Genomic DNA, 26,743 nt, shown 5'->3' on the forward strand with positions numbered 1-26,743 from the left:
GGCTGAAACCCGGCCGGGCGCGTGACCGCACCACCATCCGGCCCGCCGCCGGCCTGCCCGCCGCGCGACGCGCAGCGGGCGGCGGCCATCAAACGCTGAAGCGGTTCAGCGTATAGGCACGATAGGCCGCGACGAACGCATCGAACGATCCGGCCTCCTTCGCTTCCAGTTCGGCCTGCTCGGCCAGCGACTTCGCCGCAAGCGCCTGCTCGGTGCGCATCGTCTCCGCCGACGGCGGGTTCGCGCGAAAATGCGCGGCGTGCGCCTCGCTGTGCGCGAGCGCGAACGCGAGGAACGACTGACCGTTCTCGCGCATCGTGCGCAGCACGCGCGCCGACGGCGTGCGCTCCGGATCGGCGAGCTTCTCGCGCTGCGCGGCAATCGCACGCGCATGCTCGTCGCCGCCGCGGATCTCGTCCAGACGGCGCCCGACGGTCTCGATATCGGCCATCAGGTCGTCCGCCCACGCCTGCAGCGTGACCGGCTGGCCGTCGCGCACCAGCGTGAGCCCCGGCTTGCGCCCTTCCATCGTCACGCTGCCAAAGTTCGCATTCGCTTCCTTGTACGCGTCGCAGTCGAGCGCGGGGCTCTCGTCGAGCGCGCAGGCAAGCAGGAACGCGTCGATGAAGCGTGCGGTCTCCAGCGCGATGCCGGTCGGCTCGAACGGATCGATGTCGAGGCAGCGCACTTCGATGTACTGCACGCCGCGCGACGCGAGCGCATGCAGCGGACGCTCGCCCGAATACGTGATGCGCTTCGGCCGGATCGTCGAGTAGAACTCGTTCTCGATCTGCAGCACGTTCGTGTTGATCTGGATCCACTCGCCGTCGCGATGCGTGCCGATCGCCTCGTACGGCGGATACGGCTCGCTCACGGCCTTCGACAGCGCATCGAGATAGCCAGGCAGCGTGTTGTAGTCGACGTGCAGCGCGGCCTGCGCGGTCGTGTTCGAGTAACCGAGGTCGCTCATCCGCAGGCTGGTCGCGTACGGCCGGTACAGCGTATCGGCATCGAACGCGTCGAGCTTGTGCGGCTTGCCGCGCAGGAATTTCGCGTCGAGCGCGGGCGATGCGCCGAACAGGTACATCAAGAGCCAGCTGCGGCGGCGGAAGTTGCGGATCTGCGCGAGATAGCGCTCAGACTGGTAGTCGACGAGCGTGGCCGTCGAGCCCTCTTCCGCATGCAGGCGCCGCCACACTTCCTCGTGCAGCGAGTAGTTGTAGTGGATGCCGGCGATGCACTGCATCGTGCGGCCGTAGCGATACGCGAGGCCGCGGCGGTACACCGTCTTCAGGCGGCCGATGTTCGACGTGCCGTAGTCGGCGATCGGAATTTCATCGTCGGCCGGCAGCAGGCCCGGCATCGAGTCGTTCCACAGCATCTCGTCGCCGAGCGACGCATACACGTAGCGGTGCAGATCGTCGAGACGTTCGAGCGTGATCGACGCGTCGCCTTCCGCCGGCGTGATCAGTTCGATCAGCGCTTCGGAATAGTCGGTCGTCAATGAAGGGTGCGTGAGGGCTGAACCGAGCGCGCGCGGATGCGGCGTGAACGCGATCATCCCGTCGCGCGTCACGCGCAGGCTTTCCTTTTCGATGCCGCGCAGGCCGTCGGGCAGATGCTGCCGCGTCGGGCCCGAGCTCAGCGCTTCGAGACGATTCAGCAGCAGTTCGGACTGGCGGTGAGTCATGGTGTTCGACATGGAGACGCAAGTGCGTGACGGCCGCGCGCGAAATGCCGCGCGCGGCCGGCTGGATTATTGGTCGCTTCGTTGGTAGCGGGCACTTTAACATCTCGCCGTAACACGCGCTTGAGGTGGCGCCGGGCGGTGCGCGCCGGCCGCGGCGGGCCGTCGGGCGGGACGATGGCAACGAACGCCGCGCGCACGACTGACCGTCGTCGGCACCGACGGACGCAACAATCACGCGACATTCATCGGAGGGAACGTGAGCGACGAGCACGGCAGCGCCGTCAGGTGCAACCCGTTCAGCCGAAGCCGCGATGCATCGTCGTCACGGCCGGGCCAAGCGTACGCGCCGGGGCGTCAGACACCGGAGCGGGTTGATCACCGTCAAACGTCGCAACCATGAGGATCACCGACCGATCGCTGCCGGCGTGATGCCCCTTGCGCGTTGCGTCGCGGCCCTGCCCGGTCGCACCCGCCGGCCTGCGGCCAAGACCGTCATCCGCCGCGCGCGCCGCCGGCCCGGTCCGCCACGTCGTTCCACAAATGAAGCGCCGCATACGCACGCCACGGCCGCCAGCCTTCGGTCCGGCTTTTCTGGCTCGCGAGCCGGTCGAGCGACGGATCGCGCGCCGCGATCGACTGCATCAGCACCAGATCGGACGCCGGCCACGCGTCCGGGTCGCGCCACGCGCGCATCGCGATGTATTCGACGGTCCACGGGCCGATGCCGGGCAGGTCGAGCCACGCGCGACGCAGCGTCGCAAGATCGGCCTGCGCGGGATCGAGCGGCACGTGGCCGGCCGCCACCGCGCGCGCCATGCCCGTCAGCGCCGCGGCCCGCTTGCCCGGCATCCCGATCTTCTCCAGATCGCATGCGGCGAGCGCGTCCGGCGTCGGAAATCGCCAAGCGGGGGCGCCGTCCGGCGCCGCCATGCCGTCGTCGTGCACGACGCGCTCGCCGGCCCGCTGGACGAGCCGGCCGACGATCGTCGTCGCCGCCTTCACGCTCACCTGCTGGCCGACGATCGCGCGCACCGCGAGCTCGAATCCCGACCAGGCGCCCGGCACGCGCAGCCCCGGCGCGGCCTCGACGAGCGGCGCGAACCACGGGTCGCGCGCGAGTCCGCCGCCGATCGCGGCCGGGTCGGCGGCGAGGTCGAACATCGATGCGACGCGCTGCGCGAATGCATCGTCGACATGCCGCGCGGCCGCCCCTTCGAGCGTCGCGATCACGCAATGCCGGCGCGGATGCTTCGTGACGATGAGCCTGCCCGCGTCGCCGTTCAGATCGACGATCCGGCAATACGTGCCGTCGACGACCTGTTCGACACCCGGAATCGCCCGTCCGCTGAAGAAGCGCAGCACGCGCGCCCAGTCGTACGGCGCCTTGAAGCGCAGCGCCATCTGCGCGGACGGCGGCACGTGGCCGCCGTTCGCGAGCGATGTCGCGGTGGTTTTGTCGATGCTCAAACTGCGTTGCCCTCCGCAACGGCTTCGGTTTCATCGTCGCGCACATGGCGCGCCTCGGACACGAGCAGCGTCGCCTTGCGGCGCACGCCCCAGCGATAGCCGGCGAGCGCGCCGCCCTTCTGCACGACACGGTGGCACGGGATCGCGAGCGCGACCGGGTTCGACGCGCAGGCCGATGCGACGGCTCGCACCGCGCGCGGCGAGCCCAGCGCCTCGGCGATCTCCGAATAGCTGCGCGTTTCCCCGTACGGGATGTGCGTCAGCGCTTCCCACACGCGCTGCTGGAACGCGGTCGGCGCAATGTCGAGCGGCAGGTCGAACGCGTGCCGCGTGCCGTCCAGATACGCGCGGATCTGCGCGACGAACGGCGCAAGCCGCGACGGCGATTCGACCAGCTCGGCACGCGCGAACGCGTCCTTCAGTTCGCCGACGAGCGACGCCGGTTCGTCGCCGAACGCGATCCGGCAGATGCCCTGTTCGGTCGCGGCGACGAGCACCGTGCCGAGCGACGTCGACGCGGTCGCATAATCGATTCTCGAGCCGGCGCCCTGACGACGGAACGCGGACGGCGCCATGCCCAGCTCGCGCGGCACCGATGCGTAGAGCCGCGACGGCGAGTTGAACCCCGCGTCGACGGCCGCCTGCGTGACCGGCTGCCCGCTTTGCAGCGCCTCGCGCAAGGCAGCGCCGCGCTGCGCGGCCTGATACTGCCGCGGCGACACGCCGACCACGCGCTTGAACAGCCGCTGCAGGTGGAACGGGCTCACGTGCACGGCGTCGCTCAGCTGCTGCAGCGTGAGCCGCTCCGGATGCGCGTCGAGCACCGCGCACGCGCGGTTGACGATCTCGAGCTCGCGCGGCAATCCTTCCGGCTGGCAGCGCTTGCATGGGCGGAAGCCGGCCGCACGCGCAGCGGCCGGATCGGCAAAGAAGGACACGTGCTCGCGCCGCGGCAGCCGCGACGCGCAGCTCGGGCGGCAGAACACGCCGGTCGTGCGCACGGCATAGAAGAACGCGCCGTCCGCATGCGGATCGCGGGCGGTCACGGCGCCCCAGCGGGCATCGTCGGTCGAATAGGCGGCTTTCATCTGAACCTCGCACTCTCCAGTGTAGATGGTGCCTACTCTAGACATCGGCATGGGCCGTCGCGCCCTGAATCTTGCTCTGTGATTCGCGCCGGCGAAACCCGAGACTAACTCGGGAAAACAATCGGGGGCACATTGAACCCGTTCAAACAGACGAAAAGCCACGCAGCCGCTGCGTCCACGCCGCTTTCGTCATCATCGCGTCACCATTTTGCTGCAGTGCGGATGCGACAAATCGCCGTGCTGACCATTTTTTACACTCGGAATATTGCAACGCACCATCGCCGTGTGTATAGTTGGAACTGTCTCCTCCATGTCTCCTCCTGATATGGATTAAGCCCGTTCCGCTCTGCGTGAACGGGCTTTTTTTCGTCCGTCGATCGTGCCCGTTCCGGCATGCGTCGCCGGCGCGGTCTACACTCGGTGCACGCCATCCGCGAAGGAGTGCCCGCTCATGAAACCGACCATCCGCGCGATCGATCACGTCGTGCTGCGCGTGACCGACATGGCTGCGATGACGCGCTTTTACTGCGATGCCGTCGGCTGCCACGTGGAAAAGGAACAACCCGACCTGGGCCTTGTACAGTTGCGCGCCGGCGATGCGCTGATCGACCTGCTGTCGGTTGGCGGCCCGATCGACCGTCCCGACAGCGGCCCGCCCGGCACCGGCCGCAATCTCGACCATCTATGCCTGCGCGTCGAGCCATTCGACCCCGATGCACTGATCGAACATTTCGCCGCGCATGGTGCGCGCCCTGGCGCGCCCGCCGAACGCTACGGTGCAGGCGGCTACGGGCCGTCGATCTATCTGTTCGATCCCGAAGGGAACATGCTGGAATTCAAGGGGCCGCCCGCCGCGCTCGGCTGAGCGCCGGCCGTCACGCGCCGGCGCGCGCCTTCAGGACCGTCCATTCGACCGCGACGGGATCGTGATCGGCGCTCGAGATCCAGGCGGCGCCGTCCTGGACCGTGCACTGCAGGCGCATCGTACGCTCGGCGAGACGCCCGAGTGCGGCCGCGACGCCGTCGGCCAGCGACAGCACCTGGACGTTGCGCAGTCGCTCCACCTTGCTGCGCACGCCCTGCCACCAGATGTCCGAGGTCTTGCCGCCGTACGCGATCACCGTGACCTGCCCGGCGCGGCCGGCCGCCTTCGAGATGCGCCGCTCGTCGGGCTGGCCAGCCTCGATCCACACGTCGATCGCGCCCGTCAGGTCCTTCTGCCACAGATCGGGTTCGTCGACGTCCGACAGCCCCTTGCAGAACTCGAGACGCTCGTGCGCGAACAGCGCGAACGCGACGATGCGCACCATCATCCGGTCGTCGGTTTCCGACGGGTGACGGGCGACCGTCAACGCGTGATCGGCGTAGTAGTGCCGATCCATGTCGGCAATTTGAAGCTCGGCTTTGTAGATCGTGGATTTCAGCGCCATGCGGATACGGCCCGGGCGGGCATTCGGTTCGGTCGGGCCGTGATGATACCGAATGCGCGCCGCCCGGCGCGTGACGGGCGCTCCACAGCACGACGGCCCGGCATCGGCCGGGCCGCGTTCGTGCCGCGCCACCGGCAGTTCCGGCCGGCGCGCGGGTGCGAGAGGTGCGTGCGGGTTACTGCTTGACGAAGCGCGAATCGGTCCAGAGGCCCTGCTGGTCGCTGTTGTCGGCGCTGACGAACTGGACGTCGCCCTGATCGACCGACACCACGCGGAAGCGCTGGCCTTCCGGCACCGACAGGCAACGGTAGTCGTCGAAGTATTGCTGCTTCGCCTGCGACTTGCCGTCACGCTCGTGACTCAATACGGAGTCCAGATTGTCTTTCGACAGACAGCCCCATGCATTCTTCGTCAGCTGGATTTCCTGCTTCGGCTGGACAGCCGCATCGCCGCCCGCCTGGGCGATCGACACCAGGGAAAATGCGCCGACAAGGGCGAAAAGGACACCGGTACGCTTCATCATGTTCTGTCTCCAGGCTTGCGGGCACCAGGCTCGGTTAGCTATGTGTTTAAAGGTGATCGTGAACCCGCGTTTTTCAATTTAGAAGACTGGCAAGCGATAGCAAGCACATTTGTTGTGCGACCGCAATAGCGGCGAATTGTCGCACCGTGCGCACCTCCGATTTTTTGCTTGCCGCGCAGGCGCGGCGGCGGCTGTCATCAGGCGAATTCGCCCGCGCCGCCGGGCGCAATGTGTTGTCCCGCAAGACCGTCAGCGAAATTGCAATACGCCGGTTGAACGGTTTGGATAATTCATTTCAATATCGAGACCATTTTGATGCGTTGCACACAAAGTCATCCGAAACGATATGAATTTACCGCAGTGCGGAACCGGATTTACCTGATACAAGAAAAATGCCAGGTATAAGCGCACTCGTATTTACCCGTATTTTCCCGAATGGGCCGTGCGCCCGCAGCGCGTGGCCGCAGGGCGTCTTCACCTGTGTTTTACCCGGCGTTATTCAGACTGATTGCGGCCGCTCGAAATAATCGCGCTGGAAGATACACATGCGATAAGCGTTGTGATACGCGCCGTTTCCGAAAAATTCTTCCTTCAATTCCGCCTCGTGCTGGAATCCGCATTTCTCGTATACGTGGATTGCCGCCGCATTCGACGTATCGACGATCAGGTACAGCTTGCGCATGTTCAGCACCTTGAACGCATATTCGATCGCGAGGCGCGTCGCCTGGCCCGCATAGCCGCGCCCCTGGCACTGGGGCGCGATGATGATCTGGAACTCGCCGCGACGGTGAATGTAGTCGAGCTCGATCAGCTCGACGAGGCCGACCAGTTCGTCCTGAGGATCGACCGCGACGAAGCGGCGCTCGCGCTGGTCGTGCACGTGGCGGTCATACAGTTGCGACAGCTCGGAGAATGTTTCGTACGGCTCCTCGAACCAGTAGCGCATGATCTTCGCGTCGTTGTTCAGCTCGTGAACGAAGCGCAGGTCCTGACGCTCCAGCGGCCGCAGTGCAAGCGTGTGCTTGTCGTTCTGGAGTTGCATGGTCGTGTCCTTTTTGATGCCCGCGTGCGCGTGAAACGTCCGTGCCGCGGCACTGCGACAGGAGCGCGTTCCGCGCTGTAAGAAGTTGACCGCGGGCGAAGTTCAGAGCCTAGAATGGAAACAAGGGTTCCTGCCACCGCAAGGAGGCTATCGTGATCGAGCAAGTCATACTCGGCATCTTCCTCGTATTGCCACTCGTGATCGTGGCTGCACTGTTCTCCGACGAACTGTGGCAGGAACATCGGCGGCAGCACCCGCGCGACGAAAACGCACCGCATATCGACTGGAAGCATCCGTGGCGTCGCGTGCGGCGCGGGCACTGAGTCGATCGCCATCCCCGCAGGCACTGCGTCCGGGGCCGGTCGCCCCGAGCCGAACGGTGCCCCTTCCGCTACGAACCCATTCCCGCTCAACCAGCGAGACGCCGACGTGAACGACAAACCCGCCCTCCCTCCGCACGATATCCCTGGCGAAGCGATCGATCTGCAAATCGCCGACGTGCTGGCCGCCGTCCGCTACCCGGCGAACAAGGATGCGATCGTCGACGCTGCACGCGACGCCGGCGCGAGCAACGAAGTGCTGTCGATGCTCGACGGCCTGCCCGAACAGGACTATGCGGACGTCGATGCCGTCACGCGCTGGGTCGCCGGCAACTTCGGCCCCGGCCTCGGGATTTGAGCGCGCGCCAATAACGCGATAGGATCGGGCCGCACCGGTCGCATCGCGGCCGGATGCATGCCGTCCGGCGCCAAGACCGGGCGTGACCGCACGAGCGCCCGGGGGAAATCCATGGAAGGCATTCTGATCCAGCACACGACGCGTCGTCAGCTCTGGTTCGGCGCACTGACGGCGCTCGTCATCCTGCTCGCGCTCGGGATCGCCATGCCTCACGCGAACGTCGCGCTGCCGGCCGTCGAGCCGTTCATGCCGATGTGCGCGCTGACCGTGTTCACCACCGCGAGCATCGCCGCCTTCTTCCTCGGCGCGCAGTTCACCGTCACCCGCCAGCCCGTGCTCGGTGCGCTCGGCGGCGCCTATGCGTTCACCGCACTCGCGGTCGCGCTGCAGCTGCTCACCTTTCCCGGCGTGTTCGCGCCGCACGGCTTGCTCGGCGCACGTCCGCAAAGCGCCGCGTGGATGTGGGTCTTCTGGCATGCCGGCTTTCCGTGCTTCGTGATGGCCGCGCTGCTCGCTCGCGAGCGGCTCACGCGTGCGCCGGTCGGCGCGGCGCAGACGCGTTTGTGGACGTTCGCGCTGGTCGGCGGCCCTGCCATCGCGGCTGCGCTGCTGTGCGTGCTCGCGCTGAACGTGGCACTGCCGCCCGCGTTCCATCCGCCGGCCGACGCGGCCGTACTGCCCGTCAACGGGATCGGGCTGGTCGTATGGATCCTCAATGCGCTCGCGCTCGTCGCCGTGCTGGCCGCCGGCCGGCTGCGCACGACGCTCGACCTGTGGCTCGCGATCGCGGTGCTCGCCTGCCTCACCGACACGACGCTGAACCTGCTGACCACGAATCGCTTCACGGTCGGCTGGTATCTCGCGCGCATGTTCAGCATGTTCACGCCCGGCGTACTCGTGTGCGTGCTCGCATGGGAGGTGACGAAGCTGTATCAGGAGCTGTTCGAAGCACATGCGACGCTGGTTCGTTCGTCCGCGCGCGACGGGCTGACCGGCGCGTTCAACCGCAGCCACTTCAACGATCACTTCCACACGTTGTTCCTGCAGGCGCGGCGGCAAAGCGAGCCGTTGTCGCTGCTGATGATCGACGTCGATCACTTCAAGGCCTACAACGACGCGTTCGGTCACGTGAAGGGCGATGCATGCCTGATCGCTGTTGCGAATGCGCTCACCGGTGTGGTGCGGCGTCCCGCGGATATCGTCGCGCGCTATGGCGGCGAGGAGTTTGCGATCGTGCTGCCGAACACCGGTGCGCGCGGTGCGCGGATCGTTGCCGAGGAAGCGCGCGAAGCGGTGCTGCGGCTCGATCTCGCGATGCCTTCGTCGCCGGCGGGGCGCGTGAGCGTCAGCGTCGGTTGCGCGACGGTGTCGGCCGAGGATCTGTCGACGCCCGATGCATTGATCGAAGCCGCCGATGCCGCGCTGTACCACGCGAAGGATGCGGGGCGAAACCGCGTCGTCATGGCGTGAAAACGTCTGCGGATTGGCGATTTGTTACGGTCATTATGACCGGAATAATCCGCCGTTACGGATTGCGGCACCGGGAAACGATCGCTTACAGCCCGTGTCGACGGCGCTCGCTATGCTGGATTCATGTCGAATCCGAGCAGGTGAACGCGATGAAGAAAACCCTTTTGCTGATTGCCGGCGTGGCCGTGTTGCTGAGCGGCTGTATCGTGGTGCCCGATGGTGGCGGGTATTACGGCGGTGGCGGGTATTACCATCATCATCGGCATTGGGATTGATGCATTCCGCCCCGGCCGCCGCGATTGCGCCATCCGGATCGGATCAGCCGATTGATCCGGACTGCCGGGAGCGGCAATCGCGTCTTTCCTCATGAACCGCGGGAAAGTCTTCGCAAGACTTCGGCGCGTATCCCTGGATTCTGACTACATCACATCTGGCCTCGAATTCGAGGCCGATCTCGGCAATCTTTCCCGACATCTGCGCTGAATGGTCCGCCGCTCGGTGCGTGGCACGGCGTCCGCCATCGACAAGGCACTCATCCCGGAACGGGACCGATGCGCCAAAGGGAAACAGCGGGACGTGAAGTGCCCGCTCACTTCCCGATACAAAACCTGCTGAAAATCACCCCCAGCAGATCATCCGAAGTGAACTCACCGGTAATCGCATTGAGCTGCTCCTGCGCGAGCCGCAGCTCCTCGGCAAACAGATCGAGCGATTGCGCCCTCTGCTCCGCATGATCGGCCGCCTGCGTGAGATGCGCCTGCGCAGCCCGCAGCGCGATCAAATGCCGTTCGCGCGCCAGATAAACGCCTTCGGCCCCGGCCTGCCACCCCGCGATTCGCAGTAGCTCCGCGCGCAGCATGTCGATCCCGTCACCGCGCTTCGCCGACAGATGCACCTCGGTCAGGTCGCCTTCGGCCGCCGGATGCTCGACGCACGCCGGCACGCCGGTCAGATCCGTCTTGTTCAGCACCCGCACCACCGGCACGTCAACCGGGAACCGCGCCGCGATCGCCTCGTCGTCCGCCGTCATCCCCGTGCGCGAATCGAGCAGGTGCAGCACGACGTCCGCGCGCTCGATCTCGCTCCATGTCCGCGCGATCCCGATCCGCTCGACTTCGTCCTCCGTCTCGCGCAACCCGGCCGTATCGATGATGTGCAGCGGAATCCCTTCGACCTGGATCGTCTGCGCGACCTTGTCGCGCGTCGTGCCCGCGATCGGCGTGACGATCGCCAACTCCGCGCCGGCCAGCGCATTCAGCAGCGACGACTTGCCGACGTTCGGCTGCCCCGCGAGCACGACCGACAGCCCCTCGCGCAGCAGCGCCCCCTGGCGCGCATCGCCGAGCACGTGCGCCAGTTGCTCGCGGATCTTCGCGAGCTTGCCGCGCGCATCGGCCGCTTCCAGGAAGTCGATTTCCTCTTCCGGGAAATCGAGCGTCGCCTCGACCAGCATCCGCAGCGTGATCACGTCCTCGACGAGCGCGTGGATCTGCCGCGAGAACGCGCCGTCGAGCGAGCGCCCGGCCGAACGCGCCGCCGCTTCGGTACTCGCCTCGATCAGGTCGGCGACCGCCTCGGCCTGCGCCAGGTCCAGCTTGTCATTCAGAAACGCACGCCGCGTGAACTCGCCCGGTTCCGCGAGCCGCAGCCCGAAGCCGCGCCCCGCATCCAGGCAGCGCTGCAGCAGCAGCTGCATCACGATGGGCCCGCCATGCCCCTGCAGTTCCAGCACGTGCTCGCCGGTGTACGAATGCGGCGCGGTGAAATACAGCGCGATCCCGCGGTCGAGCGGCGCGCCGTGCTCGTCGAGAAACGGAACGTAGCTCGCATGGCGCGGTGCGAGCCGCTGCCCGCACAACGCGTCGATCAGCGGCAGCGCGGCCGCCTCGCCGCCGCGCCCGAACGAGACGCGGACGACGCCGATGCCACCCCGGCCGGCAGCAGTGGCAATGGCGACGATCGGATCGGAATCGGTAGCAAGCATGGGAATCGGATGAATCGGATGAACAGAGGGTCAATGATGCGCCCGCGCAACGGTTTGGGCATCGGGACGCCGGCATTGTAGCGTGCCGGCCTGCACGCCACCGGACGCCGCGTCGGTTTCGGAATCGCCCGAATTTATCCCGACGGAGCTAAGGCGAGTATCTATTCCACGCCGACACGTACTGTCCCTTTCAGACGAGTATGCCTGTCCGATTGACCGGGCTCCCGATTCCTCGATACGCTCCGCGGCAAGTTCGGATTCGTCTAAATGAGCTACGTTTAGCCTGCGCGGTTGTCTGATAGGCGTCGGTGGAATTGCACAATCACCCCATGCCGACACCCGAAGAAAAATCAGCGTTTTCGGAACGCCTGAAATTCGCCTTGAGGCGCAGCCCGGAGAAGGTCACCGGCGCGACCGAACTCGCGAACCGGTTCAATCTGCGTCACCACGGTGCGCAGCCGGTTTCACCCCAAACCGCGCACAAATGGCTGACCGGTCGGACGATTCCGACGCCGGACAAACTCGAAACGCTCGCCGACTGGTTGCGCGTCGAACTGCATTGGCTGCATTACGGCCCATCGCCGAGCGTGACCGAACATCTGACGCCGCAACCGCTGCCGCGCGACGAGCGCTATCCGCCAACGCCCGAGACGATAGAACTCGCGTCGAAGATCGAGGCGCTGCCGCCGCATCAACGTTACCTCGTTCAGGAACTGATCGAGCAGTTCTACGGCAGCGACGCGAAAATCGAAGCGAAGAAAGCCTGAACGGCGGCGGTGGGACTCCGCACACGCCGCCGCGCCGCCATCCGCCGGAAACAAAAAAGCCGCATGGATAAAACCATGCGGCTTTTTTGCGCGCGTTGCGGGCGGCTGGCCGCCCGCGTGTGCGACATGCGTCAGGCCTTCTTGCCGCCGCCGAGCTTGCGCGTGATGTAGTACTGCTGCGCGATCGACAGCACGTTGTTCACGACGTAGTACAGCACCAGACCGGCCGGGAAGAAGAAGAACATCACCGAGAACGCGATCGGCATGAACTTCATCATCTTCGCCTGGACCGGGTCCGGCGGCGTCGGGTTCAGGCTCGTCTGCACGAACATCGAGACGGCCATCAGCACCGGCAGGATGAAGAACGGATCGCGCTGCGACAGGTCGTGAATCCACAGAATCCACGGCGCACCGCGCATTTCGACCGAGGCGAGCAGCACCCAGTATAGCGAGATGAACACCGGGATCTGGATCACGACCGGCAGGCAGCCGCCGAACGGATTGACCTTCTCGGTCTTGTACAGCTCCATCAGCGCGGCATTCATCTTCTGCGGATCGCTCTTGAAGCGTTCGCGCAGCGCCTGCATGCGCGGCGTGATTTCCTTCATGCGCGCCATCGACTTGTAGCTCGCGGCCGACAGGGGGAAGAACACGGCCTTGATCAGGACGGTGAGCAGCACGATCGCCCAGCCCCAGTTGCCGACGACGCCGTGGATCTTCTCGAGCAGCCAAAACAGCGGCTTCGCGATGATCGTCACCCAGCCGTAGTCCTTCACGAGTTCCAGGCCCGGCGCGATGCCTTCGAGCATGCGCTCTTCTTCCGGACCGGCGAACAGGCGTGCCTGCACGTCGGCCGACTGGCCCGGTGCGATCGCGGCCACCGGCTGCTTCACGCCCACGCGGTACAGCGTCGGATCGATCTTTTCAGCGTAGATGTCGCGCTTCGCGCCCTGCTGCGGAATCCAGGCCGACGCGAAGTAGTGCTGCACCATCGCGACCCAGCCGTTGTCGGCGGAGTTCACGAAGTCGGCCTTGTTCTTGTCGAGGTCGCTGAAGTTGATCTTCTGGAAGTGCTTCGCGTCCGTGTAGACCGCCGGCCCGAGGAACGTGTGCGAGAACATCGGCGTTTCGACGGCCGTGTTGTCGCGCACCAGTTCCATGTAGACCGTCGGCGTGACCGGTGCCGTGCCGACGTTGTCGATCTTGGTGTCGACGCCGATCACGTAGCTGCCGCGCGTGAACGTGTAGGTCTTCACGACCTTCACGCCGCCCTTCACCGGCGATTCGAACGACAACTTCAGCGTGTTCTGGTCGCCCGTCAGCGACGTCGGGCCCGCATTGACCTGCGTGTAGACGTCGTTGTGGTTCGGGAAGTCGCCGCCGAGCAGGCCCGTGCGTGCGAGATACGTGTGGCCGGCCGTGTGGTCGAACAGCGTGATGTAGAGATCCGGCTGCTTGCCGTCGCCCTGCTTCTTCAGCGTCAGCTTCGCGAGCGTGCCGCCACGCGTGTCGATTTCGCCGTCATACACGTCGGTCGAGAACTTCACGAGCTGCGCCTGCGCGGCCGGCGCCGTCGTCGACGGTGCGGTGCCCGCTGCGGCGGCCGGTGCGTCACCTGCGGTCGTCGTCGCGCCCGTGCCCGAAGCGCCGCCTGCCGCGGCCGCGGGGGCCGTCTGCGTGGCGCTCGGGAAGAACATCGACGGGCGTCCATGGTCGCGCTGCCAGTTGTCGTACAGCATGACAGCTGACATGAAGAAGATCACCCATAGGACGGTGCGTTTGATATCCATGCGTTGTCTCAGAGTCGATGGGACCGCGCGTCGGCTTCGCCGCGAGCGCGAGTGTCGGAGTTGGGCGGCGGGACGAGGTCGATGCCGCCCGCGGAAAACGGATGGCATCGGCACACGCGCCTGACGGCGAGATACGTGCCGCGCGCGGCGCCATGATACTGGATTGCCTCGCGCGCGTAATCCGAACAGGAAGGATAAAAACGGCAACGGTTGCCGAGCATCGGGCTCACGGCAACCTTGTAGAAGCGCAGCAAGGCGATCAATACCGTTTTCATACCTTGGGCGGCGCCATTCGGCACCGCGTCAAAACCGGCCGGGCGGGCGCGAACGCCGCACCGCGAACGGATGCGTCACTCGGACGCGGGCTTCGACGCACGGCGCGCGATCTCCCGAACCGCCCTGTCGAGCAGCTCGCGGATTTCGGCCGCGCACATCGCCGCGAGCGGGGCGGAAGCCGCGCTCGGCAGCGCTTTCTTGTCGAAGCGCGTGTGCTGCCGCAGCAGCAGGTCGTAACCGGCGAATTCGGCGCGGCGCAGGCGAAACGCATCGCGCGCCAGCCGCTTCACGAGGTTACGCGTGACTGCACGCGGCGCATACTTCTTGCCGATGACGAGCCCCAGGCGGGCAGGCTGGCCGGTCGGCTTGCCGTAAATCACGAAGTGCGCGGAACGCCGCCAGGGGCGCAAACGAAAAACGGATGAAAATTCATCCGTTTTCAGAAGTCGCGCAGCTTTCGGGAAGGCGGCTTTCGTCTGCGACGGATTCGCACCCGGCTCGACGGCACCTTCCGCAGGACTGCGGACGGCGGACACAGCGCGCAACCTGCCTTAGATGGCGAGGCGCTTGCGGCCCTTCGCGCGGCGAGCGTTGATGACCTTGCGGCCACCTGCCGTCTTCATGCGGACACGGAAGCCATGGGTGCGCTTGCGGCGCGTCACGGACGGTTGGTAAGTACGTTTCATGATGTTCTCACTTGTTCGAGAATGTCGAAATTCAGGGGACCGCGTGCCCTTAACCGGAGGCATTCGGGCGAACGCAATCGCCGGGAATACAGGATTGGTTTTCGCGGAACCCGCTATTTAAACCGTTTTTCTCTTGACGGTCAATACTTTAGGAGTCGTCCGCCTGTGTCGGCCCGCGCCGATCCGGCCCCGCGACCCACAATCGCAGCCTGTGGATAAGTCCCGCTGTGGCCGCGTTTGGCGTTAGAATCTCGCCTTATCTCCAAGAATCCCGCACGCCGCTTCGGCCCGCGCCTGCCCCTCCAAGACTGTGACGCAGGCGTCCGAGGCACGCTCGCACGACCGCTTCGGGCCTTGTTGCGCAACCGCGACAAGGGCGCCGGCGAGCCGCGCTGTGCACGCAAAAAACGACAGCTACTTGATGAACGATTTCTGGCAACACTGTTCCGCACTGCTGGAGCGCGAGCTGACGCCCCAGCAGTACGTGACGTGGATCAAACCCTTGGCCCCGGTGGCCTTCGATGCGTCGGCGAACACGCTGTCCATCGCCGCGCCGAACCGCTTCAAGCTGGACTGGGTCAAGAGCCAGTTTTCGGGCCGGATCTCCGATCTGGCCCGTGAATTCTGGAACACGCCGATCGAAGTCCAGTTCGTCCTCGATCCGAAGGCCGGCATGCGCAGCGCCCCCGCAGGCGGCGCGACGGCCGCCCCGCGCGCGCCGCTGGCCCCGACCGGCCCCGCCGCTCAGGTCGCCGCGATCGCCGCCAACCTGAGCGCGAATGCCGCTGCCCCGAGCGCGCCGGCCGACGTGCCGATGACGCCGTCGGCGGCCGCCGCACATCACCTGAACGCCGACGACGCCGACATCGACCTGCCGAGCCTGCCCGCGCACGAAGCAGCCGCCGGCCGCCGCACGTGGCGCCCGGGCCCCGGTGCCGCACCCGCGAACGGCGGTGAAGCCGATTCGATGTACGAACGTTCGAAGCTGAACCCCGTGCTCACGTTCGACAACTTCGTGACCGGTAAGGCCAACCAGCTCGCGCGCGCCGCCGCGATCCAGGTCGCGGACAACCCCGGCATCTCGTACAACCCGCTGTTCCTGTACGGCGGCGTCGGCCTCGGCAAGACCCACCTGATCCACGCGATCGGCAACCAGCTGCTGCTCGACAAGGCCGGCGCGCGGATCCGCTACATCCATGCCGAGCAATACGTGTCGGACGTGGTGAAGGCGTACCAGCGCAAGGCGTTCGACGACTTCAAGCGCTACTACCACTCGCTCGACCTGCTGCTGATCGACGATATCCAGTTCTTCTCCGGCAAGTCGCGCACGCAAGAGGAATTCTTCTACGCGTTCGAGGCGCTCGTCGCGAACAAGGCGCAGGTGATCATCACCAGCGACACGTATCCGAAGGAGATCTCGGGCATCGACGATCGCCTGATCTCGCGCTTCGACTCGGGCCTCACCGTCGCGATCGAACCGCCCGAGCTGGAAATGCGCGTCGCGATCCTGATGCGCAAGGCGCAGTCGGAAGGCGTGAACCTGTCGGAAGACGTCGCGTTCTTCGTCGCGAAGCATCTGCGCTCGAACGTGCGCGAGCTCGAAGGCGCGCTGCGCAAGATCCTCGCGTATTCGAAGTTCCACGGCCGCGAGATCTCGATCGAGCTGACCAAGGAAGCGCTGAAGGACCTGCTGACCGTGCAGAACCGGCAGATTTCGGTCGAGAACATCCAGAAGACCGTCGCCGACTTCTACAACATCAAGGTCGCCGACATGTACTCGAAGAAGCGTCCCGCGAACATCGCGCGGCCGCGGCAGATCGCGATGTATCTGGCGAAGGAACTGACGCAGAAAAGCCTGCCGGAGATCGGCGAGCTGTTCGGCGGGCGTGACCACACCACCGTGCTGCACGCCGTGCGCAAGATCGCGGACGAGCGCAGCAAGGACGCGCAGCTCAACCACGAGCTGCACGTGCTGGAACAGACGCTGAAGGGCTGAGCGCGCGCACCGCGCTTGATAATTCGGCCTCCGCCCCAATTTAAGGGGGGCGGTTCGGTTTTGAGGCACAATACTGGTTTGACCGCCCCGGTGGTGGCGGGCCAAGAGCCCGGCCGGCGGGGCGCTGCGTGGCTGCTGCGCTGCAGGCCGTTACTCAACGAAGGAACTCTATGCAACTGGTCAAGACCGAACGAGACACACTCCTCAGGCCGCTGCAAACGGTCAGCGGCATCGTCGAACGCCGCCATACGTTGCCGATCCTCGCCAACCTGCTGATCACCAAGAACGGCCCGGACGTTTCATTCCTGTCGACCGACCTGGAGCTGCAGATCACCACGCGCGCCGATTTCGGCGTCGGCGGCGACCAGGTGGCCACCACCGTCGCGGCCCGCAAGCTGCTCGACATCCTGCGCGCGATGCCTGACGGCCAGGTCACGCTGTCGCTCGCCGACAAGCGCCTCACCGTTCAGTCCGGCAAGAGCCGCTTCGCACTGCAGACGCTCGCGGCCGACGAGTTCCCGACCGTCGCGCAGGCAAAGGATTTCGGCGCGACCCTGACCGTCCCGCAGAAGTCGTTCCGCCAGTTGCTCGGCATGGTGCACTTCGCGATGGCGCAGCAGGACATCCGCTACTACCTGAACGGCATGCTGCTCGTCGTCGACGGCGACCAGCTGATGGCCGTGGCCACCGACGGCCACCGCCTCGCGTTCTCGTCGATGAAGATCGAAGGCGGCACGTTCGGCCGCCAGGAAGTCATCGTGCCGCGCAAGACGATTCTCGAGCTGCAGCGCCTGCTCGAGGACATCGACGACACCGTCACCATCGACATCGCGCAGACCCAGGCCAAGTTCACGTTCGGCCAGGTCGAGCTCGTGTCGAAACTCGTCGAGGGCAAGTTCCCCGACTTCCAGCGCGTGATCCCGAAGGCGCACAAGAACACGTTCGAGATCGGCCGTGAAGAGCTGCAGCGTTCGCTGCAGCGCGCGGCGATCCTGACCTCGGACAAGTTCAAGGGCGTGCGCTGCATCATCGCGCCGGGCCAACTGAAGATCATGTCGACCAACGCCGATCAGGAAGAGGCGCAGGAAGAACTCGAAATCGCCTACCAGGGCGATACCGTCGACATCGGCTTCAACGTCACGTATCTGCTCGACGTGCTCGCGAACCTGAAGGTCGACACCGTGCAGGTGAGCCTTGGCGACGCCAGCTCGAGCGCGCTGATTACCGTGCCCGAGAACGACGAATTCAAGTATGTCGTGATGCCGATGCGCATCTGACGCGCTCGACATCAAGATACACACCAGGGGGCGGCAAGCCCCTTTGGCGTTTTTATGGCGAACCGACAACCCGTCCCTTTGGTGCCTTTTCGGCGCTTGGGGCGGGCCAGGAAACTGGAGCGGCCCGGCGATTTCTCTCGCTGAAACGCACCGCGCCGCCACGAGAGTGGCCTCGCAGAACCGGAAGATATCCATGAGTGAACAGCACAATTCGCAACCCGATAACAGCAGCTACGGCGCCTCGTCGATCCAGATCCTCGAAGGTCTGGAAGCGGTGCGCAAGCGCCCCGGGATGTACATCGGCGACACGTCGGACGGCACCGGTCTGCACCACCTCGTGTTCGAGGTGCTCGACAACTCGATCGACGAAGCGCTGGCCGGATACTGCAACGACATCCACGTGACGATTCACGCCGACAACTCGATTTCCGTGACCGACAACGGCCGCGGGATTCCGACCGACGTGAAGATGAACGACAAGCATGAGCCGAAGCGCAGCGCCGCGGAAATCGTGATGACCGAGCTGCATGCCGGCGGCAAGTTCGACCAGAACAGCTACAAGGTTTCCGGTGGTCTGCACGGCGTGGGCGTGTCGTGCGTGAACGCGCTGTCGAGCTGGCTGCGCCTCACCGTGCGCCGCAACGGCAAGAAGCATTTCATGGAGTTCCATCGCGGCATCGCGCAGGATCGTGTGCTCGAGAAGGTGGACGGCGTGGAAGTGTCGCCGATGCTCGTGACCGGTGACACCGAGAACCGCGGCACCGAAGTGCATTTCATGGCCGATCCGACCATTTTCGGCACGGTCGAGTATCACTACGACATTCTCGCGAAGCGGATGCGTGAACTCTCGTTCCTGAACAACGGTGTTCGGATTCGCCTCACTGACCTGCGCTCGGGCAAGGAAGACGATTTCGCGTTCGCCGGCGGTGTGAAGGGCTTCGTCGAGTACATCAACAAGACGAAGACCAACCTGCACCCGACGGTTTTCTTCGCCAACGGCGAAAAGGACGGCGTGGGCGTCGAAGTCGCGATGCAGTGGAACGACAGCTACAACGAGAACGTGCTGTGCTTCACGAACAACATTCCGCAGCGCGACGGCGGCACGCACCTGACCGGCCTGCGGGCCGCGATGACGCGCGTCATCAACAAGTACATCACCGACAACGAAATCGCGAAGAAGGCGAAGGTCGAGACGACCGGCGACGACATGCGCGAAGGGCTGTCGTGCGTGCTTTCCGTGAAGGTGCCGGAGCCGAAGTTCAGCTCGCAGACGAAGGACAAGCTGGTTTCTTCCGAGGTTCGCGCGCCGGTTGAAGAAGTTGTGGCGAAGGCGCTCGAAGAATTCCTGCTGGAAACGCCGATCGACGCGAAGATCATCTGCGGGAAGATCGTTGAGGCTGCTCGTGCGCGCGATGCTGCGCGGAAGGCGCGTGAAATGACGCGCCGCAAGGGCGTGCTCGACGGCGTCGGCCTGCCGGGCAAGCTCGCGGACTGCCAGGAGAAAGACCCGGCGAAGTGCGAAATCTACATCGTCGAGGGTGACTCGGCAGGCGGCTCGGCCAAGCAAGGTCGTGACCGGAAGTTCCAGGCGATCCTGCCGCTGCGCGGCAAGGTGCTGAACGTCGAGAAGGCGCGCTACGACAAGCTGCTGTCGTCAGAGCAGATCGTCACGCTCGTGACCGCGCTCGGGTGCGGGATCGGCAAGGACGATTACAACCTCGACAAGCTTCGCTATCACCGCATCATCATCATGACCGACGCGGACGTCGACGGTGCGCACATCCGGACGCTGCTGCTCACGTTCCTGTATCGCCAGATGCCGGACATGATCGAGCGCGGGTACGTGTATATCGCGCAGCCGCCGCTTTACAAGATCAAGGCGGGCAAGGATGAGCGGTATCTGAAGGATGACGTGGAGCTGAACGCGCACATGCTGCGGTTGGCACTGCAAGGGTCGGAGCTGGTGCCGGGTGAAAATGCGGCGGCGATTTCCGGCGATGCGCTTGGCGAGCTGGCGCGATCGTATCTTCTGTCGCAGAGCGTCATTGACCGGTTGAGCCGGTTGTATGACCCGGCGGCGCTGGAAGCCGTCATGGATGGCGTGGTGATCGACCTCTCCAACGAGGCTTCGACCGAGGCTTCAGCGAAGGCGCTGCACGCTGCGTTGCATGACGAAGCGCTGAAGAACGAAGTGCGGGTTGTGCCTGCGTATGACGCGGTTCGCGAACAGCGGTCGCTGCATGTCGAACGGACGCATCACGGCAACGTGCGTGTTTCGGTCATCGACCAGGAATTCCAGCATACGGCGGATTATCAGCAGCTCGTGACCACCGCGAATACGTTCAAGGGGCTTATTGGGGAAGGTGCGGTTATCAAGCGCGGTGAGCGCAGCATGGCCGTGGCGGACTTCAAGAGCGCGATGAAGTGGCTGCTGGCCGATGCAGAGCGGAACGTGTCGAAGCAACGCTATAAGGGGCTCGGCGAGATGAACCCCGAGCAGCTGTGGGAAACGACGATGGATCCGGCAGTGCGGCGACTCCTGCGCGTGCAGATCGAAGACGCGATTGCGGCGGATGGGATCTTTACTACCCTCATGGGGGATGACGTCGAGCCGCGGCGGGCGTTTATTGAGAGCAATGCGTTGAGGGCGGGGAATATTGACGTCTAACCTCTGGTAGACGGACACATATCCTAAGCATGTTTGTCGTGCAAACTGCCTAAAAAGAACAACGGCCGCCTCAGTCGAAGCGGCCGTTGTTCTTTCAGCCCGAGATTTTGCACGCCGGAAATCTCCACTTCCGACTGGGACTAATTCTGGTTCAGGGTCAGTACATCCAGGTAGCCCGATCATCGTCGCCGCTGCCGCCGAACAGCGGACCGACAAATCGCTTGCGCGAGACCCACAGGCCGGAATACGCCCTAGCATCCAGCGCGCTATTAGCGTGTCGCTCCGAGAGCTTCGATCCGCAATGGAATTGCTCGCGCTTGTACAATTCCGATCTCGAACGGCTGTGATCCACAATACAGTACGAATTATCTAGCGATGCAATCTTGATTGCATCGCGCCAGATCTAGAAACCTACGGGGCAAAGTATGAGCAGGTACTGCGGAGACGATGATCCCAAATCCATCTTAGAAGCGGCCATTCACTGGCGTGACGCGGCGCTCTTAGGTAGCCGCTCAATCTTGACCAATCAACCGCTTTGGACATCGCCGGCTCTCGACTTGCTCGACGCGCACTTCGTACGTAACCCCGATCTCGGAGAAGGAAAGTTTCTTGAGAAATTAGAGATTCAGCTCGCACCGGCCGCGCACTCCGCGAAGCAACTGGTCGCAGAAATGATGTGGTTGCTGTACCTCTGCCCAAGTAGCCTCACAGCAGCCCACAAACGCAAGACTATCCAGGCTATTTGGTCGTGGTCCGGCGAACCGTTACCGACAGACTCGCGCTGGCTAGATGACGACGTGCTCGCAGGTGTCGGTAGCGCTGGCCCCGGCTTCAATCAAAATCAATGGCGCGAGCTCGTCTTCCTGATCAACTTCCTCCGCCGCTTCAGTGAGCTAACCAGCATTCGTCAACTGGAGTTGATCGGTGACGGTTGGGCATTCGATGAATGGCTTCGCCAGGTCCCCGATTGGGAAGCAAGACAGTTTCGTCACATGCTGCTCTTCCTGCTGTTCCCCGACGACTTCGAACGGATCTTTGGACAGAACGATCGCAAGACTATTGTTCGCCACTATTCAAAACACGAGCGCCGTGTAGTCAATCGCATGGATCCTGTTCAACTGGACCGCGAACTGCAAGCAATTCGAAAACGCCTTGAAACAGAGCGCGGTACAACACAGCTCGACTATTACGTGCCGCCGTTGAAGGGAGAGTGGCGCAGCGAGACATTCGCTGCAGCAACTGAGAACGTAACGGCAGAGCACATTCGGTTGGCTTTGCACGAAATCGATCAAGAAGGTGTGCCGAAGGATGCGGAATCCACTGGCTACGATCTGGTTTATGACGGCAAACGCTACCCACCTAAGTTGGTCCTGTCCCTGGCTGTTAAACAAGCAACGGGGGAGCCACTAGATCGTGCAGCCTTTTCCGGAGGCGAAGCTTCGTCCGCCTTCCGCTTGCTGCGACGCCTCGATTTCGAAGTTGAACCCAAGGAGGAGTCGTCAGACGGCATTCCGGAACTCCTCAATCGCTTTCTCAAACAGGCGAGTGATGGAAATGAACTCGGAACAAGGGGCTACCTCAGCGTATACCGAGATCTAAAAGTCCGAGTGAGTTTTGGCAAAGGCAACTTCGCCCGGATTCCCTGGATCGCGTTTCTTGGCGATGGACAATCGGTCAACCAAGGCATCTACCCCGTCCTCCTTCTGTACGCGGAGCAGCAGCAATTACTGCTGTGCTATGGAGTAAGCGAGGAGGGGGCGTCCCGATTGAGCTGGGGCGAACTGGCTGGAGCACAAACGGTAAGGGATTGGTTTAAAGGACGATATGGTCGAGTGCCGGATCGCTATGACACATCCTTTGTTCGCGCGACGTACGACCTCACGCAACCATTGCCGATGGCCGAGCTGCAACAGGATTTGGACGATGTAATCGACATCTATAGCCAAGTTCTGGCTGGCAACGATGCGGGCGAGCTACCGGATGCAACTGATCTAGAGCAGTCGGACGAACCATTTCCTGTCAGAGCGGATCTTCGCGCAGCGATCGATGCATTCAGCAGCGCTCTAGCTACCAGTGGTGTGAAGTTCGGTGATCACCACCATGGTCTTGTCGCATCCTTCATTTCAAGCCTGATCACGAAACCGTTAGCAATTTTGACTGGACTGTCTGGTTCGGGTAAGACACAAATTGCCATTCGGTTCGGTGAGTGGCTAGGCGAGGATCGACTTCACGTCGCCGCAGTCCGTCCCGACTGGACAGGTGCGGAAGCGTTGTTCGGATACGAAGACGCACTTAAGCGGGAGCTAGACGGGCGCCGGGCGTGGTCCGTTCCCGCACCGTTGGAGTTCATCTTGAAGGCGGCAGCAGATCCACAGCATCCGTACTTGCTACTTTTGGATGAGATGAACCTCGCACACGTCGAGCGCTACTTCGCCGATGTGCTATCAGGTATGGAGTCAGGGCAACCGTGTATTCCAAACCTTCACAAGGGAACGGACGACTGCTGGCGACTGAAGGCCAACGCAGAAAAGCAGGTTCCGCTTCCGCGGAATCTCTGGATCGTCGGCACCGTCAACATCGACGAAACGACCTACATGTTCTCGCCAAAAGTTCTCGATCGTGCCAACACTTTCGAGTTTCGCGTTCACTCAAGTGACCTCTCGATCGAGGCGATCAAGCCGCAACCATGCGTTGCCGGGGACCAGGACCTGGTAAGGGGACTGCTGAGCATCGCGCAGGACGACAACTGGCATCGAGGTCGCCAGAGCGACGCGCTCAACGAGCTGAACTCGCGCCTGCGGCAGTTGCACGACCTCCTCAGTCGGTACAACCTCGAGTTCGGCCATCGTGTCTTCTATGAGGCAATTCGATTTGCAGCCTTGGCACAAGAGGCCGGAATCAACGGCCTAGCATCGATCGTGGATCGCATTGTCATGCAAAAGGTACTGCCGAGACTGCATGGATCGCGCAGACGCCTCGAACTGCCGCTCCTTGCGCTGGCGCAGTTCTGTCGAGATCTGCCGGATTCAATTCTGGCCGATGACAAGCTTCCGACATTTAAGATCGACGAAATGCCAGGCCAAGGTGCCGCACTTCCCATCGCCTATGCTAAGACGGTACGCATGCTTCGAAGCCTGCGTGCCAATCAATTTGCTAGCTTTACGGAATAAGCCGTGCGTGCTGCCTCAGACGCTATCGCACTTCTTCGCGACTCGACGGGGAACATCACCGCAAAGTTGCGCATAGCGGTGTTACCCCGTCGCTCTGCCACTCCTTTAGCAACGCTTTGGTGTTCCGACGATAGCATCCCAACGGAAAACTCTGCCGCTGGTATCGTTGAACTTTTGGAGGGCATGGAATATCGATACGCCTGGGAAATCCTCGGGTCAAACGGTAGCCCACTGATCGCCGATCCCGAAGAGCTTTTCCAGCCTGATACCACGGACGGGGCATCTGGCCGACTACGGCCCGGACTAGCGACCGGCACGATACGCGTCGTGCTCCGTACCGACGCCGGAACGCTCGGACAGATGGAGCTTGAGGTCCGATCGCGCAAACTCTCGTACCTTTCCGAGTATCGCTGGATGCTGCGCGATATTGCTGAGCGAATGACTGAGCTCGTGATGGATCGGTTCGCGGTGAGCGATGCAAGCTTCGAACTCGACGAGACACGTGACGCCGTTACGCTTTATCAGCGCTTCACATTTTTGCGGGCCTTGATCGAAAGCGAAAACTTCCAAGGAGCGCTTCACGAGGTCATTCGACGTCCGCACACCGCATGGGAAACGACGAGCGACACAGTGCGTGCTGGCGCCGGGATACGAGCAGATTCACGTGTGCTGCGGCAAATCGCCAAAGGCGGATCTAGATCGGCTTGGCCAGATGGATCGCTGAAGTCCGTCCCGTCATACTTTGAGCGGGCACAAACAGAAGCGACCCACGACACGACCTCGAATCGCTTTGTTAAATTCGCTCTGGAGCATTGGCTTCGGCTACTTGGCGATATCGAGCGAGGACTTTCAAAAGCCGCAGCCAGCCCCGCGAGAATGCGGGGGCAACGCGAAATTTCTGGCGTGATGTCGCGCCTAGAAGAGGTGCTCCACTGCGACCTGTTTACCGAGGTTGGGCGGCTCACAAGATTCCCAGCCGACGATCAGGTGCTCCAGAAGCGCGAAGGCTATCGGGATATCTTCAAAGCCTACGTGGAGACTGAATTTGCAGCGCGTCTCTCTTGGCAATCGTCACCAGACGTCTATGGCGCAGGCCAGCGCGATGTCGCCACGCTTTACGAGTACTGGGCATTCATTCAGCTTTCGCAGGTCGTGGCAGACCTCGTGGGCCAGGCGTTCGATTTGAGTCCGTTGGTACAGGCCCGGTCAGATGGTTTGACCGTCGGCATTCGCACCGGCGTGGAGACTGTTCTCTCGGGCGAGGTTAACCGCTTGGATCGACGTATGCGAATTGAACTCTGCTTCAATCGAACCTATCGTCGAGGCACTGCAGGAATTGGGTCGTGGACGAGACCGATGCGTCCGGACTATTCGTTGTTGATCAGTCCCGCCGATGATGAGCCTTCGTCCTTTGAACCTATCGCGGTTCATTTCGATGCCAAGTATCGGGTCGATTTCGTTCGAGAAATTTTCGGCACCGATAGCGAAGAAGCAAATGCCTCTGGCTCGGACTCGGTTTCTCGGTCGGAGCGTGGCGGCGTTCTGCGCGACGATCTACTGAAGATGCACGCGTACCGCGACGCTATTCATCGAACTGCAGGCGCATATGTGTTGTATCCGGGCGCCGACGACGAAGGGGACGGACTGCAATACCAAGAGTATCACGAGCTCCTGCCGGGATTAGGTGCGTTCGTGCTACGGCCAACCGACACCGGTATCCCAAGCGGTACGGTGGCACTTCGACGATTCATCAGCGATGTACTCGATCACGTCGCAACGCGTCTGACAAGGCACGAGCGCGGTCGATTCTGGCAGATGGAAACATATGGCACATCACCGCTTCGGCGATCGGCTCAAGCGTCCGCTTCCCCGCCCGCCGATGCAAGCGTGCTTCTGGGCTTCGTTAAAAATCACGAACATTGGACTTGGATTCGACGACGTAAATCGTACAACGTTCGAGCTGAAGGTCGCCGCGGGGGTATCCATCCGGGCACTGCCCTACTTAGCAGTCAGCTTCTACTCCTTTACTGCCTCTCAACACACGAAGTCGCGCTTGCTCGTATCGTTTCTGATGCAGAGGAAATAACTGAAGCAGGTATGGCTGCGGCAGGCTATCCATCTCCGCGGGGCAGCTATTGGTGTGTCCAGGTTCAATGGCTGGCCCGCGATCACTGGCTTGATCGACTGTCGCCCCACTCTATCGATGCTTACGTTAGAAGCTACGGGCTGGCCTACGGCGAACCCATCAGCATCTCGTGGGGGGACGTCATGTCGCTAGCTCACAGCGAGTAGATACCTGCCCTGGATGGCCTTCATCGACGCGCACTTCAAGCTGTTCGGATTCGAGCCGGGCGATCGCGTCTATCGCTAGATCCATCACAAAATCCAGCAAATCCGTACCACGCCGGACTATGGCGATTTGGATTTTCGCGAGCAACCCTACTATCAAACGACCTGCCCAAGACCGTTTGCACGCTAAATTGCAAGAGCCGCATTATGCGGCCCTCACTGCTTCGGTGATCGATCCCGCGTTCGAGACGTCGTCATATGGCCGTTCGGAGCTCGGAGACCAGTTTTGTTTTCAATGCCGATCGTCAGCAACCGGCACAACAACTACGAACCGATCGACGGCTCTGATCTCTTGTAGCCACATTTCCATCGCCGAAATGCAAAAACCCCCGCCTTTTGGGCGGGGGTTTCTGGCTTAGGGAGCCTGACGATTACCTACTTTCACACGGGAA

At 63.2% G+C, this 26,743-nt stretch carries 23 protein-coding genes; 12 read left to right on the forward strand and 11 right to left on the reverse strand.

Going from position 1 to position 26,743, the window contains the following annotated elements; translation table 11 throughout:
• Positions 1-88 precede the first annotated feature (88 nt).
• From gshA to ada, 3 genes are all read right to left on the reverse strand, one after another.
• The gene (gene gshA / locus DIE11_RS22370) at positions 89-1,702 is read right to left on the reverse strand and encodes a glutamate--cysteine ligase (protein ID WP_185633802.1); all 1,614 of its coding nucleotides are present in this window, start codon (positions 1,700-1,702) and stop codon (positions 89-91) included.
• A gap of 480 nt (positions 1,703-2,182) precedes the next feature.
• A complete protein-coding gene (locus DIE11_RS22380) occupies positions 2,183-3,157 on the reverse strand; it encodes a DNA-3-methyladenine glycosylase (RefSeq protein WP_124627088.1) in 975 nt (324 codons plus the stop codon).
• The gene (gene ada, locus DIE11_RS22385; protein ID WP_124627090.1) at positions 3,154-4,245 is read right to left on the reverse strand and encodes a bifunctional DNA-binding transcriptional regulator/O6-methylguanine-DNA methyltransferase Ada; all 1,092 of its coding nucleotides are present in this window, start codon (positions 4,243-4,245) and stop codon (positions 3,154-3,156) included. Before ada ends, DIE11_RS22380 begins: the two co-directional genes overlap by 4 nt.
• Before the next feature lie 451 nt (positions 4,246-4,696).
• Between ada and DIE11_RS22395 the strand changes: the two genes are divergently transcribed.
• Positions 4,697-5,110 carry a VOC family protein gene (locus DIE11_RS22395; RefSeq protein WP_059602970.1) on the forward strand — a complete coding sequence of 138 codons (414 nt, stop codon included), beginning with the start codon at positions 4,697-4,699 and terminating at the stop codon, positions 5,108-5,110.
• 10 nt (positions 5,111-5,120) lie between these two features.
• On the opposite strand, the gene DIE11_RS22400 is transcribed toward DIE11_RS22395, so the two are convergent.
• Positions 5,121-5,675, reverse strand: a complete 555-nt coding sequence (locus tag DIE11_RS22400) for a YaeQ family protein (protein ID WP_124627092.1) — start codon at positions 5,673-5,675, stop codon at positions 5,121-5,123.
• 175 nt (positions 5,676-5,850) lie between these two features.
• Positions 5,851-6,198: a surface attachment protein Sap1 gene (gene sap1, locus DIE11_RS22405; RefSeq protein WP_059602967.1), complete on the reverse strand. Its 348-nt coding sequence runs from the start codon at positions 6,196-6,198 to the stop codon at positions 5,851-5,853.
• Positions 6,199-6,344: 146 nt separating this feature from the next.
• Between sap1 and DIE11_RS36485 the strand changes: the two genes are divergently transcribed.
• On the forward strand, positions 6,345-6,548 hold the full coding sequence (locus tag DIE11_RS36485; protein ID WP_185633803.1) for a hypothetical protein: 204 nt from the start codon (positions 6,345-6,347) through the stop codon (positions 6,546-6,548).
• 149 nt (positions 6,549-6,697) lie between these two features.
• Here DIE11_RS36485 and speG read toward each other — a convergent pair whose 3' ends face one another.
• Positions 6,698-7,240: a spermidine N1-acetyltransferase gene (gene speG, locus DIE11_RS22410; RefSeq protein ID WP_059603008.1), complete on the reverse strand. Its 543-nt coding sequence runs from the start codon at positions 7,238-7,240 to the stop codon at positions 6,698-6,700.
• Between the two features lie 152 nt (positions 7,241-7,392).
• Here speG and DIE11_RS36490 point away from each other — a divergent pair, with 152 nt between their 5' ends.
• The 4 genes from DIE11_RS36490 (at position 7,393) to DIE11_RS37005 (ending at position 9,663) form a co-directional block, all read left to right on the forward strand.
• Positions 7,393-7,563 carry a hypothetical protein gene (locus tag DIE11_RS36490; protein ID WP_006489933.1) on the forward strand — a complete coding sequence of 57 codons (171 nt, stop codon included), beginning with the start codon at positions 7,393-7,395 and terminating at the stop codon, positions 7,561-7,563.
• A gap of 106 nt (positions 7,564-7,669) precedes the next feature.
• Complete coding sequence (locus DIE11_RS22415) at positions 7,670-7,918, forward strand: DUF2795 domain-containing protein (protein ID WP_006756942.1); 249 nt, start codon at positions 7,670-7,672, stop codon at positions 7,916-7,918.
• A gap of 111 nt (positions 7,919-8,029) precedes the next feature.
• Positions 8,030-9,388 (forward strand): diguanylate cyclase, encoded by a 1,359-nt coding sequence (locus DIE11_RS22420; RefSeq protein ID WP_124627094.1) that lies wholly within the window; start codon positions 8,030-8,032, stop codon positions 9,386-9,388.
• 149 nt (positions 9,389-9,537) lie between these two features.
• A complete protein-coding gene (locus DIE11_RS37005) occupies positions 9,538-9,663 on the forward strand; it encodes a hypothetical protein (RefSeq protein ID WP_006750105.1) in 126 nt (41 codons plus the stop codon).
• 314 nt (positions 9,664-9,977) lie between these two features.
• Here DIE11_RS37005 and mnmE read toward each other — a convergent pair whose 3' ends face one another.
• Positions 9,978-11,372 carry a tRNA uridine-5-carboxymethylaminomethyl(34) synthesis GTPase MnmE gene (gene mnmE, locus DIE11_RS22425; RefSeq protein WP_124627096.1) on the reverse strand — a complete coding sequence of 465 codons (1,395 nt, stop codon included), beginning with the start codon at positions 11,370-11,372 and terminating at the stop codon, positions 9,978-9,980.
• Between the two features lie 329 nt (positions 11,373-11,701).
• Here mnmE and DIE11_RS22430 point away from each other — a divergent pair, with 329 nt between their 5' ends.
• Positions 11,702-12,139, forward strand: a complete 438-nt coding sequence (locus tag DIE11_RS22430) for a helix-turn-helix domain-containing protein (protein ID WP_059602938.1) — start codon at positions 11,702-11,704, stop codon at positions 12,137-12,139.
• 131 nt (positions 12,140-12,270) lie between these two features.
• On the opposite strand, the gene yidC is transcribed toward DIE11_RS22430, so the two are convergent.
• The 4 genes from yidC to rpmH form a co-directional block, all read right to left on the reverse strand.
• Complete coding sequence (yidC, locus tag DIE11_RS22435; protein ID WP_124627098.1) at positions 12,271-13,929, reverse strand: membrane protein insertase YidC; 1,659 nt, start codon at positions 13,927-13,929, stop codon at positions 12,271-12,273.
• An 8-nt stretch (positions 13,930-13,937) separates the two neighbouring features.
• The gene (gene yidD, locus DIE11_RS22440) at positions 13,938-14,204 is read right to left on the reverse strand and encodes a membrane protein insertion efficiency factor YidD (protein WP_006489939.1); all 267 of its coding nucleotides are present in this window, start codon (positions 14,202-14,204) and stop codon (positions 13,938-13,940) included.
• Between the two features lie 75 nt (positions 14,205-14,279).
• On the reverse strand, positions 14,280-14,741 hold the full coding sequence (gene rnpA / locus DIE11_RS22445) for a ribonuclease P protein component (RefSeq protein ID WP_031401531.1): 462 nt from the start codon (positions 14,739-14,741) through the stop codon (positions 14,280-14,282).
• Positions 14,742-14,756: 15 nt separating this feature from the next.
• A complete protein-coding gene (gene rpmH, locus DIE11_RS22450; protein ID WP_004198824.1) occupies positions 14,757-14,891 on the reverse strand; it encodes a 50S ribosomal protein L34 in 135 nt (44 codons plus the stop codon).
• A 421-nt stretch (positions 14,892-15,312) separates the two neighbouring features.
• On the opposite strand from rpmH, the gene dnaA reads away from it, so the two are divergent.
• The 5 genes from dnaA (at position 15,313) to DIE11_RS22475 (ending at position 26,294) form a co-directional block, all read left to right on the forward strand.
• Complete coding sequence (gene dnaA / locus DIE11_RS22455) at positions 15,313-16,887, forward strand: chromosomal replication initiator protein DnaA (protein WP_221622466.1); 1,575 nt, start codon at positions 15,313-15,315, stop codon at positions 16,885-16,887.
• A 170-nt stretch (positions 16,888-17,057) separates the two neighbouring features.
• The gene (gene dnaN, locus DIE11_RS22460) at positions 17,058-18,164 is read left to right on the forward strand and encodes a DNA polymerase III subunit beta (RefSeq protein WP_059605245.1); all 1,107 of its coding nucleotides are present in this window, start codon (positions 17,058-17,060) and stop codon (positions 18,162-18,164) included.
• Between the two features lie 193 nt (positions 18,165-18,357).
• On the forward strand, positions 18,358-20,832 hold the full coding sequence (gyrB, locus tag DIE11_RS22465; RefSeq protein WP_124627102.1) for a DNA topoisomerase (ATP-hydrolyzing) subunit B: 2,475 nt from the start codon (positions 18,358-18,360) through the stop codon (positions 20,830-20,832).
• A 518-nt stretch (positions 20,833-21,350) separates the two neighbouring features.
• Positions 21,351-24,002, forward strand: a complete 2,652-nt coding sequence (locus DIE11_RS22470) for an McrB family protein (protein ID WP_260437155.1) — start codon at positions 21,351-21,353, stop codon at positions 24,000-24,002.
• 183 nt (positions 24,003-24,185) lie between these two features.
• The gene (locus tag DIE11_RS22475; protein WP_260437156.1) at positions 24,186-26,294 is read left to right on the forward strand and encodes a restriction endonuclease-like protein; all 2,109 of its coding nucleotides are present in this window, start codon (positions 24,186-24,188) and stop codon (positions 26,292-26,294) included.
• Positions 26,295-26,743 lie beyond the last annotated feature (449 nt).

This window comes from Burkholderia sp. Bp9012 (assembly GCF_003853825.1).
In the GTDB taxonomy this organism is placed as follows: domain Bacteria; phylum Pseudomonadota; class Gammaproteobacteria; order Burkholderiales; family Burkholderiaceae; genus Burkholderia; species Burkholderia diffusa.